We start from the raw sequence: 16,893 nt of genomic DNA on the forward strand, positions 1-16,893 counted from the left end.
TTACCACGACTGGATACAGCGGTAAGGCGTCAGAGGAGTTGGGTCGTGGGTTTGACCTTCTTCCTGTAAGTCACTGTGTCGCTAAACCTATCATGAGAGGTCTATGTACCCGCGAATATTATTCGTTTCTATCATATCGTTGTACGCCTCGTTGATCTCGTCTAAACTGTACGAGGCGGTCAGGTATCCTCCCTCTTCACCCAGTTGTAGATTTCCGGATTCGTACTGTTCGAGGAGCGTGGGCACCGCCAGGTTCGGACCCCATCCACCGTACAACGTTCCGGTTATATCACGCTCGCCGAACGTGAACATAAGCGTTCCCCCTGCCTTTTCAGGGAGATCAATTCTCGTCGCGTCCGCAGGGTTGTTAGAGACGGAGACCAGTTGTCCCATACTCTTCGTGGTGCTGTATGCTTCCCCCAGCGCCTCTGGTGTTCCAATCGATCCAGTGAATATTGCGACATCAGCCATTCGACCGTTAGTGATCGAATCGACGAATTCCATCGGATCCGTCTCCTCAGGGTCAACGGTATGCGTTGCGCCAAATTCGGACGCTTTCTCGCGTTTGTACTCTGACGGATCGACGACGACAATCTGATCAGCACTTTCCCGTCTGGATCCTTGAACCGCCGCTGCACCGACGCCCCCGAGACCGAAGTGAACCACGGTATCACCCGGTTCGATATCGGCTCTGTTCACTGCTGCACCGAATCCAGTCGCGGCAGCACACCCTGTCACTGCCGCAACCTCCCAAGGGACATCAGGGAACTCTTCAATTGACGTCACGCTGTCCCCATGCGTGACGATGTGCTCGGCATAGCAGCCCAGAAACGCGAACTGTCCGACATCGGTTCCGTCGTCCTTGTGCATCCGGAACGTCCCGTCCGGCATCGTACCCGCCAATACCTGTTGTCCTCGCGTACACATCTCTTGATGTCCGGCAGTACAAAACCGGCACTTTCCACAGCTTGGGATCCACGATAGGACGACACGATCGCCGGCTTCGACGTGCGTGACCGCATCACCGACTTCTTCGACGATGCCTGCTCCTTCGTGGCCCAGTGCACAGGGGTAGTGTTCGGTGGGCATATCCCCAGATGCGACGTGCCAGTCACTGTGGCAGACCCCAACCGCCTTCACGTCGATGAGAACCTCATCTTTTTTCGGGTCATCTAGCGTGACTTCTTCAACCTTGATATTGCCTCGTGAGCTGAAACGATCCTCTACCCCGGGTTCCTCGACATAGGCCACTTCTGTTTGCATAGCAATCCAGATTTATAATCATTAAGAATAAATAATTTTCTACCGTTCGTACCAATCGTGTTTAGTTAAGCGGGTTCCACCAAACGGTGAGGTCTCGTAACCACGTTTCGGCGGTCTCCGGATCGACGTGGCTAAAACTATTGCTAAACGAGGAAGTTCGTCGTTTTATTTCTCGAAAGATACGTTCGACAGCATTCCGATTCCCGCAGTGCGGCGGTTATATGTTGTGCGCGATCAACGACAAACGCGGCGTCAGAGATGTCGTGTTTCTCGCGAAGCTCTCGTAGAAACTGCTGTGTCAATACTGTTGTAGTGGTTGTACAGAGCCTCATGTGTAGATATTTCTTCGACTCGAGATCGACAGTTGCGGACAGCCAGATCGGCTGACCGTTGATTCGGAACACCGTTTCGTCGAGCGCAACGTGATCCGGGCTGGCGTCGCTGGCGGGCTACAGATCAGCCTTCTGAACCCAGTCATGAACAGCTTTCCGCAACCGTTTGACACCGAACTTTTCCAATTCTAAAAATCTATTCGAAAGTGATCGTCCGGACAGATGAAGTCGAATACCAATCTCCATCAGCTTGAACGGTGTCCGCTCTCGCTCCCCAAATCTAACTCGATCCAGTCGCTACGTCGCTGAGTACTGCGGATGTTGCGGAACCGTCGCTCGTTCACAGTAACTGGTGTTCCTCGAGATACGTCACGACACGCGCTGCGGCGTCCTCGGGCGATGTATCGATCTGCTCTCCGACGCTCGATCCGCCGTCGCTGCCCCGTCCGAGCATTCGGTAGATGCGCTCCTCGACCGTCCCGGTTCGTGGCGGTCGACCACGACCCCATCGTTCGTTGGGTGTCACATCTTCGATCGTCACAGGACCGACACTCATCGAGAATCGGGACTCTCTCGGCGCGACATCCTCCAGTGGCACTGTTTCGATCTCGGCCTGCTGGCCGGCGACGATCGTCGAGAGCGGCGCACGGTCCGGATCCGTATAGCCGGCGTCGATCCCCAGTACCGTCGGCGACTGGACGACGACTGCCTCTTGCCGGCCGATCGCTAGTTTCCGCTGGACGGCGAGCTCACCCTGATCGACCGTGACATCGGCGTCGATATTCGGGGTGCCGAGTCGTGTCACCCGCGTCGCGACGGGCCAGTCCAGCCGTTCCCCGACGAGTGTCGCGATCTCGGATCCCGCGAACGAGGACGACTGCCCCACGACGACGACGTCCGGTGATTCGCGTGCAGCGACGCGGGCCAGTACGGTCGCGTACTTGTCCCCGGCCGCTTCCTCGATGGGATCGTAGGCCACGTGGAGCCCTTCGTCGGCGCTACGTTCGAGCGCCGCACGAACACAGCGCTGCGCCGTCTCTCCGCCGATGCCGACTGCTGTCACCTCCTCGGCAACGTCGCGGGCGGCTGCCAGCGCGACGCGATCGTCGATGCTCAATTGGGGGCGGTACGGCTCCGCGTTACCGTCTTCGTCGACGACCCGGTGAGGCTCGGAGCGCGCGGCGACGAGAGCCTTCATTGTGCCGTGTACCCTCCGTCGACCGGGATCGTGGCCCCGGTAACGAACGCCGCGTCGGCGGACGCGAGGAACGCGATCGCACGACCGATGTCTTCGGGGTCAGCGATCCCCAGCGGCGTCTCCTCTATCATCGACGCCATCGTCTCGGGGATGTCGCTGTCTCCCTCCGATTCCATGGCGGCTTCGAGCATCGGCGTCTCGACGACACCGGGACAGATGGTGTTCGCACGGATATCGGGTGCGTACTCGACAGCGATCGATCGAGTCAGCGAGACGAGCGCCCCCTTTGTCGCAGTGTAGATGTCCATCCCAGGTTCCGCGATCAGTGCGGCGATCGAGGCGTTGTTGACCACGACACCTGTTCCTTGGCCGGTATCGAGCATTGCCGGGATCGCATGCTTCGCAGCATACATCGGTCCCTTGAGGTTCACGCCGGTCAGAAACTCGTAGGCGTCGTCGTCGAACTCCGTGATCCGACTATCGGCCTCCTGTGAGGCCACGGCCGCGTTGTTCACGAGGACGTCAACGCTCCCGAACGTCTTCTCCGCGTGCTCGATCATTCCTGCGACGGCATCCTCGTCGCTCACGTCGGCCTCGACGAACGAGGCGTCGCCCCCGTCCGCGTCGGTAATGTACCCGGCCAACTCTTCACCGTCCTCGGCGGAGAGGTCTGCGACGACGACATCTGCGCCGCGCTCGGCGAGTATGCGACACGTTGCCGCACCGATCCCGCTCGCGCCACCGGTCACGATGGCCGTCTGGTCATCGAGATACATTGTCAGCCGAAGTCGAACTCCACGCCCTTGCCGCCCTCTGCTTTCGACCACGAGACGGCGCCCTTGTCGGGGTCGTTCGCACAGAAGACCATACAGGCGCCACACTCCACGCACGGTTCGTACGCGAAGTAGATACCGCCCTCCTGGTCCTCCTGATAGTCGAAACACTCCGCAGGACAGAGGTGTAGGCAGGGCTTGTCCTCGCAGGTGATACACTGTTCGTTGTCGACGGTGATGTGGGCGTCCTCGCTCACGTCCCACTCGACCGTCTCTAGATCGTCCTGGACACTCATCGCTCTGTCTCTCCGTTGGTACCGGTTCGTGGTGTGTGTGAACTCATGGCTATGTATTGGTGTCGATAGGTATTGCTCTTTTGGTCACAGTGATCTGAGTCCTCGATACCCGTCCTTGAGTAGGTCGAGGACGCCGGCATCACTACGTCGGAACGCACGGTACGCCTGTCGCCACGTCAATCCGGACGCGTCGGTTTCCGCGGAGTACATCCTCCGGAGCGTCTCCGTCGCGATGCCCGGATACGCGTCGTACATCCGTTCGTTTTTCAGGAACTTCGGGAGGTGACGGTGTTGCTTCATGTCCTGGAGGACGTACGAATCCTCCAGACTCGTGTCGTACCGTCGGCCGAACGCGTCCCAGTCCCCGTCCTCGGCACACTCCATTACGGCCTCGGCGGCAACGAGACCGCTCTTGATCCCGTAGTCGAGTCCCCGGAACGTGTACCCCTTGTTGAGTACGAGCCCCGCGGCGTCGCCGACGAGCGCGACCCGGCGATCGTGGCGGTCCGGGAGGGTATCGTAGGAGTGCTCGGGGACGAGGATCCCCTGGTACTCTTCGACGGCGTCGCCCTGGACGTATGGACGGACGTTGTCGAGTTCCATGAAGTCCTCCAACAGCGAGTACAGCGGGGTACCGGTCTCGCCGTACCCCTCGTCGCCGAGCCACCGGAGGGTTTCGAGACCCCCGACCGCGCCGACGGAGATGTACTCGTCGAACGTGTAGATGAAGTAGCCGATGGTGGCTGCGCCTTGGGGGAACCCCGTGTAGATGTATGCCGCTCCCTCGTCACTATCCAGGTTGAAGCGCTGGTCGATCGTCTTTCGGCCGACGTCGATCACCTTCTTGACCGACAGCGCCATGTCCTCGTTGCGCATCGTTCGCTGGATCCCCGTCTTCCGACCGACCGTCGTGTTCACACCATCGGCGCCGATCACAGCGTCGCAGGCGATGTCGCCGTTCTCGCGGTCGGTGTGGACCACTGCACGGCTCTCCTCCTGTGTGACGTCTTGGACGGTCGTTTCCGAGAGGAACGTCACCCCCTTTTCGACCGCACGGTCGACGAACCATCGATCGAACTTCCCGAGTATCAGCGTGTAGTTTGGTTCCTCCCGGAGTTCGAGGTCGCGGTACCCGATGGAGACCTCTGCGTCGCCGTGGAGCAGTTTGATGTTGTGCTCGACCACGTGGCGTTCAAGCGGTGCTTCTTCCGGGAACTCCGGGACGAGGTCGTCCAGGATACTGCCGTAGAGTACGCCGCCGGTGACGTTCTTCATCCCCGGCTGTTTGGCACGTTCGACCAGGGCCACCTCGAACCCCTCGTCGGCGAGTTTGTAGGCGGCAGCGACGCCGGCCCGCCCGGCGCCGACAACCACCACGTCGAAGGCGACGTCCGTCATTCGGCCACCTCCTCGGTCTCTGCGGCCTCGTCGCCCGCTCTCGCCCGGCGAACTGCCTCGGCCAAGACGGGTCCGTACTCGTACACGTCGCCGACGATACCGATGTCGGCGAAGTTGAAGACGCGCGCGTTGGGGTCCGAATTGATCGGGATCAGATGGTCGGCATTCACCGAGCGCATGTGGTAGGAGTCACCCGAGATCGCGCAGGGAACGTAGACCTCAACGTCGATCTCCTTGCCTGTCACGCCGATCTGGCGGTCGTAGGGCACCCATCCTTCATCCGACGGTGGACGGGAGGCGCCGCTGGCGGCGCCGAACGCGTCCGCGAGGTCCTCGATCAGGTCGAAACCGTCCGCACTACCCAACCCGAAGCCACCGGCGACGATGCGGCGCGCCTTCGAGAGGTCGTCTTCCGGGACCTCGAACGTCTCAACGTGCCGGAGACGGCCGTCGTCGGCCACGTCGACCTCGACGGTGCGTTCGGTTGGTTCACCCTCGGGGTGCTGATCGGGCGTCCCGAGTGATTCGGTGTTGAGCGTCACCACAGGGGGCTCTCGTTCGAACTCAAACTCGGCGTACGCACGGCCGCCGTACACGGGTCGCCCGGCCCGCAGCTCGCCGTCTCGAACCCGCAGTAGGCAGTCGGTGACACAGGCCCCCCGCCGTCGCCGCGCCGTCGCCGCCGCGAGGTCGGTGCCATCTGCGGTATCGGGGAGCAGGACGGCTCGTGCGTCGTCGGTGAGTTCCGCGAGTGCCTGTGAGCGGGCGCGGATGCCCGCTGCGCCCGACGTGAACTCCCCCTCCTCGCGTGTCACGTGGAGTACCTCGTCGGGAGCTCCAGCTGCGGCTTTCTCCGGCGTGACGAGGCCGTCGAACGTGACGGCGACGACGGTGGGTTGTTCGGACACCGGACCCGCGTCGCCGATCGCCTCGGCGAGTCGGTGAGCTTCGTCCAGCAGTGCAACGTCGTCGTCGTCGGGTACGGCTACGATCCGAGTCATTGGTAGCACCTCATGGTCATGTGGATAGCTCCCGAGCGAGCATCTCGCCGTCGTAGATGGCTTTGTCGATCAGTCGCGGCGCGACGCAGTCGCCGATGCGGTGGACCGAATCGCCCGTGAATCCCTGTTTTACCAGCGCGTCGGCGAGGCCAGTCCGGGCCTCCCGACGTTCCGCAACCACGAGCGAGTCAGCGGAGACGGTGTTCACGTCTTCGGAGTAGACGTTGAGCAACTGTGCGGTGTTATCCTCGAAACCGATGATCGTGGCGTGGGTCTCGATGTCGACGCCATGCTCGTACAGTGTTTCGAGAAACGGCGGAACGTTTGTTCCCTCCAACTGATCACCCGGGTGGTAGGAAGTGGTCACGAAGGTCACGTCGTGATCGCCCGCGAGGTACTCCGCGACGCTGACTCCTGCTGCGTGTTTGTTGTTGTCGAAGACGATCACCGAGTCCCCGACTTCTTCGCCGCATAGGACGTCCCACGAGCGGTGAACGTCCGGTCCCTGTAGGTCGGGTTGGCTCTCGCTGGCGCCGATGGCGACGATCACGTCGTCCCACGCGTCGGAACTGACGTCCTCGGGGACGACTTCCGTGTTCGTTTCGACGGTCACGTCGCGGTTGTCCAGTTGGTTCTTTAGGTTCCGGACGGCATCGCCGAACTCCTGTCTGGAGTCGACCTGTGTAGCGATGTTCGACTGGCCGCCGAGTTGTTCCTCTCGCTCCCGGATGGTCACCCGATGGCCGAGATCGGCGGCCGTCACCGCGAAAGAGAGTCCCGCGGGCCCGCCGCCGACGACGAGCACGTCCCGGGGCGCCGACGCCGGATCGCGGTCCTCGAGGTGGGGGATCTTCGTCTCCCTCCCGGATCGAGGCGTCTGGATACAGCCGACGTGACCGTTAGTGTGGATGCCACCCAGACAGTTCTGGTTACACGCAATACAGTGGGTGACCTCTTCGTCCTCGCCGCGCCGGACCTTCCGGACCGTGTCGGCATCGGCGATGAGTTGACGGCACATTCCGACGAAGTCCGCCCGGCCCTCCTCCAGCACGTCGTTGGCCTTCGTGAGATCGTTGATCCGACCGGCCGCAATGACTGGGATGTCGACTTCCTCCCTCGCTGCACCGTAGTACTCGGAGGTGTAGCCAAGCGGTGCGTGCATCGGCGCATCGGTGATGTACAGCTTCGAGATGGTGGCGATGTCGGAGTCGATGAAGTCCAAACTCGGGTGAAGGCGGCGGATCACCTCGACCGCGTAGTCGTAACCGTAGCCACCCTCCTCCATCTCGTCCAGCGTGAGCCGGATACCGACTGGGAAGTCATCGCCAACCCGGTCTCGGATCGCCTCGACGACCTCGTTCACGAGCCGAACACGACCGTCCAGCGACCCGCCGTACTCGTCTTCACGGTGGTTGTACTTCGGCGAGAGGAACTGTCGAAGGATCCCGTCATGGCCGGCTTTGAGTTCGATCCCATCGAGATCGCCCCGTTTGACGTGTTCGGCGGTTTTGGCGAAGCCGAGTTTGATCTCCTCGATATCCCCCTTCTCCATTCGCTTTGGCATCTCGTAGCCGTACTCCGACGGAATCGCCGAGGGTGCCCACGTCTCCCGCATCGCGTGCTCGCCGGTATCTTCCCCACCGGTATGTTGGAGCTGGGCGAACACCTTGGTCCCGTAGTCGTGAACTCTGTCCGCTATCATCTGGAGGCGCGGGACCACGTCAGGATCGTACCCCGAGGCGTACATCGGATTCGACGCGCTCGGGTGGACTAGCATGCTCGACGGGCCCATGATGAGACCCACGCCGCCGCGGGCCCGGGCCTCGTAGTACGCTGCGTCGCGTTCCGTCGGCAGACCGTCCTCCGCGAACCCCGTCTCGTGGGCCAGGAACACCGTCCGGTTTGGGATAGTCACCGACCCGATTCGTCTCGGTGTGAAAAGCATGTCCGGCATGGATTGTATGTGGTTCTCTACCACGTATTGTTCGGACGAGGATAAAGGTGTACCGCCGACGGCGGGCCGGAAATTGTTTATAACGTTATATCCCATTGGGAGATACTGACATGGAGGTATCGTACCCGTTTGTCGGGATAGTCGATCAGCAAGCGATGAAGCGTGCGTTACTAATCAACGCTGTCAACCCTGACGTGAACGGTGTACTGCTCCGTGGTGAGCGCGGTACTGCCAAGTCAACCGGTGTCCGTGCGCTCGCAGAGATCCTTCCCGAGATCGATGTCGTCGCGGACTGTCCCTACGGCTGTCCACCCGGTGATCCCGATCGGATGTGTAGCGAGTGCCGGCAGCGGCACGTAGCTGCCGCCGACTTCCCGGTCGAGCGACGACAGATGCAGATGGTAGACCTACCGCTGAACGCATCCGAGGACCGCGTCGTCGGCAGTATCGATCTGAAGCGAGCCGTCGATGCTGGCGAGGCGACGTTCGAACCGGGTATCCTCGCAGAGGCCAACCGTAACATCCTCTACGTCGACGAGGTGAACCTGCTCGACGACCACATCGTCGACGTCCTGCTCGATGCGGCCGCGATGGGTGAAAACATCGTCGAGCGCGAGGGGATCTCCTTCCGTCACCCGGCTGAGTTCATCCTCGTCGGCACGATGAATCCAGAGGAAGGCGGGCTCAGACCGCAACTTCTCGACCGCTTTGACATCATCGTCGACGTCGAAGCCAGCGACGACCCAGCCGAGCGCGTCGAAATCGCCGAGCGTCGAGAGGCGTTCGATGCCGATCCCGAGGCGTTCCGCACCGAATACGCCGACGAACAGGACGCGCTCCGCAAACGAGTGCGGGACGCACGCGAGCGGCTCACCGATGTCGAAATATCCGAGAAACTGTTGCGTGACGCCTCCTACGAGGCGCTCCGGCAACGCGCTCACGGGATGCGCGCAGACATCGCTGTCTCCCGGATCGCGCGCGCTATCGCGGCATTCGACGGCGAGGACGAGGTGACCGACGCACACGTCGCGGAGGCACAATACTTCGCGTTCCCTCACCGAGTGGAGGGCGTCGCCGAGATGAGCTTCGGCGAGGCAGCGCTCTCGACCGGGAACGACGACGACGAAGCTGAAGAGGGTGAGGACGACGAGGACGACCCCGAGGGCGACGACTCGGCCGACCAGCAAGGCGGAGGTATCCCGATCGCCGAAGGCGAGGAGTCCTACGCGGTCGATCGAACCGCCATCGACCCGGAGAAGGACCGGACGATGCGGAGCGCGCTCGCACGGCGCACACCCTCACGTGTTGACGTACGTAGCGGTCGGTACGTCCGATCGCGCATACAGGAGGACGTGGACGACGTGGCTATCGACGCGACGCTTCGGGCGGCTGCACCCCACCAACGACAGCGCCGGCGGGAGGGGGACGACCTGGTCATCGAGCCACGAGACCTCCGACAGAAGTTCCGTGAGCGGACCGCTCGTGCGCTGGTGGTGTTCGTCGTCGACGCCAGCGGGAGCGTGATGAGCGGCCGGCAGATGATGGAAACCAAACGCGGCCTGCTCTCGCTGATCGAGGACGCTTATCGCGCTCGAAACCGGGTCGCCGTTGTGGTCTTCCGCGGCGAGAGCGCCTTCACGCTGGTCGAACCCACTCGCAACCATCGGGGGGCCCGCGACGCCGTCTCGCGGCTGACCGTCGGCGGCAATACGCCGCTGGCCCATGGCTTGGTTGAGGCCTACCAGCTCGTGGACCGTGAGAAACGTCGCGACCAGGAGCTCTACCCGCTGGTCGTAGTGCTCTCGGACGGGCAGTCGAACGTCGAATACCGCGAGGACGGCGACGCTAGAGAGGACGCGCTCCGTGCCGCGGCGCTGTTCGACGAGGACGATGTTCCGGCAGTGTTCGTCGACACCGGACATAAACTCGACACGACGCCCGACGAGATCTGGACCGATCGGAAGGCCAAGCGGATGAAACGGAAGCGCCACGAGCGCAACCGCGAGTTCGCGGCGACGATGGGCGCCGACTACCTGCCGCTGATCGACCTGCCGCGTGACGTCGATCTCGAAGCGCTCGACTGGGAAGAGGGGACAGTATGACACGACGCGACGAAGCAGCGGGGAAACCCGACCAACACCAATCGATGACCGACCACGATATCACACACGACATCGAGACGATCGGAGACGAAGTACGGGCCGACGGGACGTTCCCGTTCTCGGCCATCGTCGACCAGACCGAAATGAAGCGCGCGCTCGTGTTGAACGCCGTCAACCGCGACGTGGGCGGCGTGTTGATCCGGGGCGAACGGGGGACGGCCAAGTCGACGGCGGTCCGTGCGCTGGCGGAAGTGCTCCCGGACATCGAGGCCGTGGCAGACTGTCCCTACGGCTGTCCGCCGACCGATCCCGACCGGATGTGCGATGAGTGCCGCAGGCGCCACGGTACTGGCGAGGACCTCCCGACCGAGACGCGGCCGATGCGGGTGGTGGACCTGCCGCTGAACGCCTCGGAGGACCGCGTCGTCGGGAGCATCGACCTCGAACGTGCGGTCCAGGCGGGGGAACGGGAGTTCGAACCCGGAATCCTGGCCGAGGCCAACCGCAACATCCTCTACGTCGACGAGGTGAACCTGCTCGACGACCACATCGTCGACGTGCTGCTCGACGCGGCCGCGATGGGCGAGAACATCGTCGAACGCGAGGGCGTCTCGTTCCGGCATCCATCGGAGTTCATCCTCGTCGGCACGATGAACCCCGAGGAGGGCGACCTGCGACCGCAACTCCTCGACCGCTTCGGCCTCGTCGTCGACGTGGAAGGAGTCAACGAAGTGGACGACCGCGTCGAGATCAGTCGCCGTCGTGCCGATTTCGAGGCCGACCCCGAAGCGTTCCGCGCCGAATATGCTGAAGAGCAGGCGACGCTACGGGACGACATCGTGGCGGCCCGCGAGCGACTCGACGAGGTAGAACTCGGGGACGAGATCGCACGGCTGATCGCGGGGATGAACATCGAACTCGATGTCGACGGCCACCGCGGTGACATCACGCTCCGCCGGGTCGCCCGGACGCTGGCGGCTTACGAGGGCGCCGACGAGGTTACCCCTCGAACTGTCCGCCGTGTCGCGCGGATGGCGCTGGAACACCGGCTCCAGCGACTGCCGTTCGAGGAGGAAGAACAGGACGTACTGAGTACGTTCCACGACGTGCGGCGCGACCTCGGGCTGGAAGACTGAGCAACCGACTGGGAGATCGAACACCGCTCTCAAAGCGTATGCGGTTCGGCCTCGTTCTCGTACTCGTTTCATCAACGTCGTACTGGTATAATTCCTTTAACGTCGTGTTGGTCGCTCTGATGGGGGATTTTACCGGCGATCGGTAAGTACCATCATATTTATCATGTATGATCAGGTAACTGTCGGTTGGGAACACACACCATGAGGTCTGATGACAAACAGTTGTTCCCGGAGAAAACCCATGCCAGAGTACGACTTTAGCGGCAAGGTAGCGTTCGTCACTGGTGCCGGTCACGGCCAGGGGCGCTCACACGCACAGCACTACGCGAAACACGGCGCGGATGTCGTCGTCACAGACATCTGTGAGAACATCGAAACGAATCCGTACGATCTCAGTACACCGGACGAGCTGGAGGAGACGGCAAGCATAATCGAGGACGAGGGGCAAGAAGCGCTGGCTATCGAAATGGACGTTCGCGACGAGAGCCAGGTCAAGGCGGCGGTCGACCAAGCTGTCGACGAGTTCGGTCGCATCGACATTCTCGCAAACAACGCCGGCATCTTCAACGCCTCGGAGATGACGGAAATGGACGAGGCGATGTGGGACGAGATGATCGACACAAATCTGAAAGGTGTCTGGCTCTGCTCGAAACACGTCGGCCAACACTTCATTGAGCGGGGTGACGGTGGCAAGATCGTTACCACCTCATCGACGGCCGGCTTCGTCGGCACGCCTGCGAACGGGCACTACGTTGCCACGAAGCACGGAGTTCGTGGACTGACGAAGACGTTAGCGCTCGAACTCGCCGAGTACGACGTCAACGTCAATGCTGTCGCACCCACGGGAATTAACACGCCGATGATCTCGGGCTACGTCGAATCCTACGGCGAGGAGATGCTCAACGAGATCGCTGAACTGACCGGCCCATTCAACCTCTTCGGCGACGGTGGGATGATCGAGGCCAAACATATCAGTGAAGCCTATCTGTGGCTGTCAAGTGACGCCGCTCGCTATGTCACCGGGATCACGCTCCCCGTTGACGCCGGAATGCTCGCGAAATAACAAGCGATCACGGGACAATGCCAGGATACGACTTCGACGGTCAGGTCGCGTTCGTCACCGGCGCCGCTCACGGCCAGGGACGCTCGCACGCACAGCACTACGCGAAACACGGCGCCGATGTCGTCGTCACCGACGTCGGACAGAACATGGACACCGTACCGTACGATCTCGGTACATCGGACGAACTCGGAGAGACGGTACGTCTCGTCGAGGAGGAGGGGCAGGAGGCGCTCGCGATCGAGATGGACGTTCGCGACGAGAGCCAGGTCAAGTCGGCCGTCGATAAGGCGGTTGACGAGTTCGGCCATATCGACGTCCTCGCCAACAACGCCGGTATCGAGTCCATTACCGAGGCGACGGAGATGGACGAGGCGATGTGGGACGAACTGGTCGACACGAACCTGAAAGGGGTCTGGCTCTGTGCGAAGCACGTCGGCCAGCACTTCATCGACCGTGGCGACGGCGGCAACATCGTCTCCACGGCGTCGACATCGGGGTTCACGGGTGTTCCGCTCGGGAACGCCCACTACGTCGCCGCTAAACACGGCGTTCGTGGGCTGACGAAGACGTTGGCGCTCGAACTCGCGGAGTACGACGTCAACGTCAACGCAGTCGCCCCCACGGCCATCGACACACCGATGGTCAGCGGGATGCTTGAGGCCTACGGCGAGGAGGTTCTCGACGAGGGTGCCGCCGCGCTCTCGGGCCCGTTCAACATCTTCGACCCGGGCGAGATGCTCGAATCGCGCGACATCAGCGAGGCGTACATGTGGCTCTCCAGCGACGCCGCACGCTACGTCACCGGGATCACGCTCCCAGTCGACGCCGGATTCCTCGCGAAGTAACGACACAAAACCAACTCACCACCAACACCCAACAATGGTAGAATACGACTTTGGCGGCCAGGTGGCGTTCGTCACCGGTGCCGCTCACGGACAGGGACGCTCGCACGCACAGCACTACGCGAAACACGGTGCCGACGTCGTCGTCACCGACATCAACCGGAACATGGACACGGTGCCGTACGATCTTGGCACTCCCGAAGAACTCGACGAGACGGTAAGCCTCGTCGAAGAGGAGGGGCAAGAAGCGCTGGCTATCGAGATGGACGTTCGCGACGAGAGCCAGGTCAAGTCGGCCGTCGACGAGGCGGTCGACCACTTCGGGACGATCGACATCCTCGCCAACAACGCCGGCATCGCCCACTTCGGCGATCTGGTCGAGATCGACGAGGCGATGTGGGACGAGATGCTCGACACGAACCTGAAGGGTGTCTGGCTCTGTGCGAAGCACGTCGGCCAACACTTCATCGACCGTGGTGACGGCGGCAAAATCGTCTCCACCTCATCGATCTACGGTAAGGTTGCAGGGCCCGGATCGGGTCACTACATCGCCGCCAAGCATGGCGTGCTGGGGCTGACGAAGACGTTGGCGCTGGAACTCGCGGAGTACGACGTCAACGTCAATGCGGTCTGTCCCACCGGCGTCGAGACACCGATGGTCGCGGGAGTGATGGAAGCCTACGGGGAGGAGGCGCTCGAGACGGCGACGGAGATGACCGGCCCGTGGAACATCTTCGGCGACGGCGGAATGATCGAATCGAAGGACATCAGCGAGGCGTACATGTGGCTCTCCAGCGACGCCGCCCGCTACGTCACCGGGATCGGGCTTCCCGTCGACGCAGGAATGCTCGCCAAATAACCAGTAATCACGACACTATGCCAGGATACGATTTCAACGGTAAGGTCGCGTTCGTCACCGGTGCCGCACACGGTCAGGGACGATCGCACGCACAGTACTACGCGAGACACGGCGCCGACGTCGTCGTCACCGACGTCGGGCAGAACATCGACCACGTTCCCTACGACATGGGGAGCACCGACGAACTCCACGAAACCGCCGACCTCGTTGAGGACGAGGGGCAGGACGCGCTCGCCCTCGAGATGGACGTCCGTCACGAAGGGCAGGTCGAGTCCGCCGTCACCGAGGCGCTCGACGAATTCGGTCACATCGACTTCCTCGCGAACAATGCCGGCCACTGGCCGGCCGCGGACATGACCGAGATGGACGAGAAACAGTGGGACGTGGTGATCGACACGCTGTTAAAAGGCGTCTGGCTGTGTTCCAAACACGTCGGCCAGCACTTCATCGACCGTGGCGACGGCGGCAAGATCGTCTCCACCTCCTCGACGGCCGGGCTCGTCGGTGCGCCGGGGGTAGGTCACTACGTCGCTGGTAAACACGGCGTGATCGGCCTCACCAAGACGCTGGCGCTGGAACTCGCCGAGTACGACGTCAACGTCAACGCCGTCTGTCCGACGGCGCTTGACAGTCCGGGAATGCAGAACTACATGGAGGCCTACGGGCCGGAGATGCTCGAGAACATGGGCGAGATGACCGGCCCGATGAACGTGTTCGAGCCGGGCGAGATGATCGAGCCGAAGGACATCAGCGAGGCGTACATGTGGCTCTCCAGCGACGTTGCACGCTACGTCACAGGGATCGCACTGCCCGTCGACGCCGGAGCGACCGCGAAATGATCGCAGTCAGAACAGGAAACCAGTGGTAAACTACGACTTCAGCGGCCAGGTGGCGTTCGTCACCGGTGCCGCGCACGGACAGGGGCGCTCGCACGCACAGCACTACGCGAAACACGGCGCCGACGTCGTCGTCACCGACATCAATCAGAATGTCGACACTGTACCGTACGATCTCGGAACGTCGGGCGAACTCGAAGAGACAGCAGGTCTGGTCGAGGAAGAAGGCCAGGAAGCCCTCGCGATCGAGATGGACGTTCGCGACGAGGCACAGGTCGAATCCGCCGTTGAGGAAGCGATCGATCACTTCGGCAGGATCGACGTCCTCGCGAACAACGCCGGTATTGTCACTGTTTCCGACGCGACCGAACTGGACGAGGCGATGTGGGATGAGGTCATCGACACGAACCTCAAAGGCGTCTGGCTCTGCGCGAAACACGTCGGCCAGCACTTCATCGATCGCGGAGATGGCGGTAAAATCGTCACGACGACCTCACAGGCGGGGCTAACCGGCAACCCGGGAATCGTTCACTACGTCGCCTCCAAGTGGGGTGTTGTCGGGATAACGAAGACGCTGGCGCTGGAACTCGCCGAGTACGACGTCAACGTCAACGCTGTCGCCCCATCGGTTGTGAACAGTCCGATGGTCCCCGGGATGATCGAAGCCTACGGAGAGGAAGCGTTGAGCAGTATCGGCGAGGTTGCCGGGCCGATGAACATCTTCACGCCAGAGGAGCCGGGTATCGATCCGCGCTACATCAGCGAGGCGTACATGTGGCTCTCCAGCGACGCCGCCCGCTACGTTACCGGTATCGTGCTACCTGTAGACACTGGACACACCGCAAAATAACCCAGAACGATGGTAAACTACGACTTCAGCGGCCAGGTGGCGTTCGTCACCGGTGCCGGTCACGGTCAGGGCGAATCGCACGCCGAACACTACGCGAAACACGGTGCGGACGTCGTCGTCACCGACATCTGCGAGAACATCGACACGAACCCGTACGACATGAGCACGTCGACGGAACTGGAGGAGACAGCCTCGGCGGTCGAGAACCACGGTCAGGAGGCGCTGATGATCGAGATGGACGTCCGCGACGAGGACCAGGTCGAGGCCGCCGTCGACCAGGCCGTCGACCACTTCGGTCACGTCGATATCCTCGCCAACAACGCCGGCATCTTCAACGCCACGGACATGACGGAGATGGACGAGCAGATGTGGGACGACATGATCGACACGAACCTGAAGGGTGTCTGGCTCTGCGCAAAACACGTCGGCCAGCACTTCGTCGAGCGGGGCGACGGCGGCAAGATAATCTCGACGACGTCGACTGCTGGTTTCACCGGTGCCCCCGGGAACGGCCACTACGTCGCCACGAAACACGGGGTGCGTGGCCTGACGAAGACGCTGGCGCTGGAACTCGCCGAGTACGACGTCAACGTCAACGCCGTCGCACCGACGGGCATGGACACGCCGATGATCTCGGGGTACGTCGAATCGTACGGCGACGAACTGCTGGAGGAGACGATGGCGATGACCGGGCCGGCCAACGTCTTCGAACCCGGCGAGATGCTGCAACCCAAGGAGATCAGCGAGGCGTACATGTGGCTCTCCAGCGACGCCGCCCGCTACGTCACCGGGACGACGCTCAAGGTCGACGCCGGGATGACCGCGAAGTAGCGGGGCTGTCGAGATCGGTCTCGACCCGTTCCGTTGGGTCCCTTTCCGGCTAGTTTTCTCAATCAGTTCTCTGTTAGTTCATCGTGAACAAATTACACATGCGACGGGTGCGGTTACAGGTGAGTGTCGGCGAGACATCGCTTCGAGGATCTGGTTCGT

At 62.0% G+C, this 16,893-nt stretch carries 15 protein-coding genes and 1 pseudogene; 8 read left to right on the top strand and 8 right to left on the bottom strand.

What is annotated here, in order from left to right; genetic code table 11:
• Window positions 1-90 precede the first annotated feature (90 nt).
• The 8 genes and pseudogenes from DQW50_RS04575 to DQW50_RS04610 all read right to left on the bottom strand — a co-directional run bounded on the left by DQW50_RS04575 (window position 91) and on the right by DQW50_RS04610 (window position 8,215).
• A complete protein-coding gene (locus DQW50_RS04575) occupies window positions 91-1,263 on the bottom strand; it encodes an alcohol dehydrogenase catalytic domain-containing protein (protein ID WP_112078127.1) in 1,173 nt (390 codons plus the stop codon).
• Between the two features lie 61 nt (window positions 1,264-1,324).
• Window positions 1,325-1,915, bottom strand: a pseudogene (locus DQW50_RS04580) (IS6 family transposase).
• Window positions 1,916-1,935: 20 nt separating this feature from the next.
• The gene (locus tag DQW50_RS04585) at window positions 1,936-2,793 is read right to left on the bottom strand and encodes an electron transfer flavoprotein alpha/beta- subunit (protein ID WP_112078128.1); all 858 of its coding nucleotides are present in this window, start codon (window positions 2,791-2,793) and stop codon (window positions 1,936-1,938) included.
• Window positions 2,790-3,569 (bottom strand): SDR family NAD(P)-dependent oxidoreductase, encoded by a 780-nt coding sequence (locus DQW50_RS04590; RefSeq protein WP_112078129.1) that lies wholly within the window; start codon window positions 3,567-3,569, stop codon window positions 2,790-2,792. The genes DQW50_RS04585 and DQW50_RS04590 overlap by 4 nt, the downstream gene beginning before the upstream one ends.
• Window positions 3,570-3,571: 2 nt before the next feature.
• Window positions 3,572-3,862 (bottom strand): ferredoxin family protein, encoded by a 291-nt coding sequence (locus DQW50_RS04595; protein ID WP_074878640.1) that lies wholly within the window; start codon window positions 3,860-3,862, stop codon window positions 3,572-3,574.
• Between the two features lie 84 nt (window positions 3,863-3,946).
• Window positions 3,947-5,260: an FAD-dependent oxidoreductase gene (locus DQW50_RS04600; RefSeq protein ID WP_112078130.1), complete on the bottom strand. Its 1,314-nt coding sequence runs from the start codon at window positions 5,258-5,260 to the stop codon at window positions 3,947-3,949.
• Window positions 5,257-6,261, bottom strand: a complete 1,005-nt coding sequence (locus tag DQW50_RS04605; RefSeq protein WP_112078131.1) for an electron transfer flavoprotein subunit alpha/FixB family protein — start codon at window positions 6,259-6,261, stop codon at window positions 5,257-5,259. Before DQW50_RS04605 ends, DQW50_RS04600 begins: the two co-directional genes overlap by 4 nt.
• Window positions 6,262-6,277: 16 nt before the next feature.
• A complete protein-coding gene (locus DQW50_RS04610; RefSeq protein ID WP_112078132.1) occupies window positions 6,278-8,215 on the bottom strand; it encodes an FAD-dependent oxidoreductase in 1,938 nt (645 codons plus the stop codon).
• 155 nt (window positions 8,216-8,370) lie between these two features.
• On the opposite strand from DQW50_RS04610, the gene DQW50_RS04615 reads away from it, so the two are divergent.
• The 8 genes from DQW50_RS04615 to DQW50_RS04650 all read left to right on the top strand — a co-directional run bounded on the left by DQW50_RS04615 (window position 8,371) and on the right by DQW50_RS04650 (window position 16,734).
• Window positions 8,371-10,317, top strand: a complete 1,947-nt coding sequence (locus DQW50_RS04615) for a VWA domain-containing protein (protein WP_198664602.1) — start codon at window positions 8,371-8,373, stop codon at window positions 10,315-10,317.
• Window positions 10,314-11,453 carry an ATP-binding protein gene (locus DQW50_RS04620; RefSeq protein ID WP_198664603.1) on the top strand — a complete coding sequence of 380 codons (1,140 nt, stop codon included), beginning with the start codon at window positions 10,314-10,316 and terminating at the stop codon, window positions 11,451-11,453. The genes DQW50_RS04615 and DQW50_RS04620 overlap by 4 nt, the downstream gene beginning before the upstream one ends.
• A 241-nt stretch (window positions 11,454-11,694) precedes the next feature.
• Window positions 11,695-12,516: a mycofactocin-coupled SDR family oxidoreductase gene (locus DQW50_RS04625; RefSeq protein ID WP_112078134.1), complete on the top strand. Its 822-nt coding sequence runs from the start codon at window positions 11,695-11,697 to the stop codon at window positions 12,514-12,516.
• 17 nt (window positions 12,517-12,533) lie between these two features.
• Entirely contained in the window at window positions 12,534-13,361 is an 828-nt protein-coding gene (locus DQW50_RS04630) for a mycofactocin-coupled SDR family oxidoreductase (RefSeq protein WP_112078135.1), read from the top strand.
• 34 nt (window positions 13,362-13,395) lie between these two features.
• Window positions 13,396-14,217, top strand: coding sequence for a mycofactocin-coupled SDR family oxidoreductase (locus tag DQW50_RS04635; protein WP_112078136.1), 822 nt, complete (start codon window positions 13,396-13,398; stop codon window positions 14,215-14,217).
• Window positions 14,218-14,234: 17 nt separating this feature from the next.
• Window positions 14,235-15,056, top strand: coding sequence for a mycofactocin-coupled SDR family oxidoreductase (locus tag DQW50_RS04640; RefSeq protein WP_112078137.1), 822 nt, complete (start codon window positions 14,235-14,237; stop codon window positions 15,054-15,056).
• Window positions 15,057-15,078: 22 nt separating this feature from the next.
• A complete protein-coding gene (locus DQW50_RS04645) occupies window positions 15,079-15,903 on the top strand; it encodes a mycofactocin-coupled SDR family oxidoreductase (protein ID WP_112078138.1) in 825 nt (274 codons plus the stop codon).
• Between the two features lie 9 nt (window positions 15,904-15,912).
• The gene (locus DQW50_RS04650) at window positions 15,913-16,734 is read left to right on the top strand and encodes a mycofactocin-coupled SDR family oxidoreductase (RefSeq protein WP_112078139.1); all 822 of its coding nucleotides are present in this window, start codon (window positions 15,913-15,915) and stop codon (window positions 16,732-16,734) included.
• The last annotated feature ends 159 nt before the right edge of the window (window positions 16,735-16,893 follow it).

The organism is Halorubrum sp. 48-1-W, from assembly GCF_003287355.1.
In the GTDB taxonomy this organism is placed as follows: Archaea; Halobacteriota; Halobacteria; order Halobacteriales; family Haloferacaceae; genus Halorubrum.

Bases quoted from the DNA above. Each gene is read 5' to 3' on its own strand.
- DQW50_RS04575 (WP_112078127.1), bottom strand. From the start codon at position 1,263: ATGCAAACAGAAGTGGCCTATGTCGAGGAACCCGGGGTAGAGGATCGT.
- DQW50_RS04585 (WP_112078128.1), bottom strand. From the start codon at position 2,793: ATGAAGGCTCTCGTCGCCGCGCGCTCCGAGCCTCACCGGGTCGTCGAC.
- DQW50_RS04590 (WP_112078129.1), bottom strand. From the start codon at position 3,569: ATGTATCTCGATGACCAGACGGCCATCGTGACCGGTGGCGCGAGCGGG.
- DQW50_RS04595 (WP_074878640.1), bottom strand. From the start codon at position 3,862: ATGAGTGTCCAGGACGATCTAGAGACGGTCGAGTGGGACGTGAGCGAG.
- DQW50_RS04600 (WP_112078130.1), bottom strand. From the start codon at position 5,260: ATGACGGACGTCGCCTTCGACGTGGTGGTTGTCGGCGCCGGGCGGGCC.
- DQW50_RS04605 (WP_112078131.1), bottom strand. From the start codon at position 6,261: ATGACTCGGATCGTAGCCGTACCCGACGACGACGACGTTGCACTGCTG.
- DQW50_RS04610 (WP_112078132.1), bottom strand. From the start codon at position 8,215: ATGCCGGACATGCTTTTCACACCGAGACGAATCGGGTCGGTGACTATC.
- DQW50_RS04615 (WP_198664602.1), top strand. From the start codon at position 8,371: ATGAAGCGTGCGTTACTAATCAACGCTGTCAACCCTGACGTGAACGGT.
- DQW50_RS04620 (WP_198664603.1), top strand. From the start codon at position 10,314: ATGACACGACGCGACGAAGCAGCGGGGAAACCCGACCAACACCAATCG.
- DQW50_RS04625 (WP_112078134.1), top strand. From the start codon at position 11,695: ATGCCAGAGTACGACTTTAGCGGCAAGGTAGCGTTCGTCACTGGTGCC.
- DQW50_RS04630 (WP_112078135.1), top strand. From the start codon at position 12,534: ATGCCAGGATACGACTTCGACGGTCAGGTCGCGTTCGTCACCGGCGCC.
- DQW50_RS04635 (WP_112078136.1), top strand. From the start codon at position 13,396: ATGGTAGAATACGACTTTGGCGGCCAGGTGGCGTTCGTCACCGGTGCC.
- DQW50_RS04640 (WP_112078137.1), top strand. From the start codon at position 14,235: ATGCCAGGATACGATTTCAACGGTAAGGTCGCGTTCGTCACCGGTGCC.
- DQW50_RS04650 (WP_112078139.1), top strand. From the start codon at position 15,913: ATGGTAAACTACGACTTCAGCGGCCAGGTGGCGTTCGTCACCGGTGCC.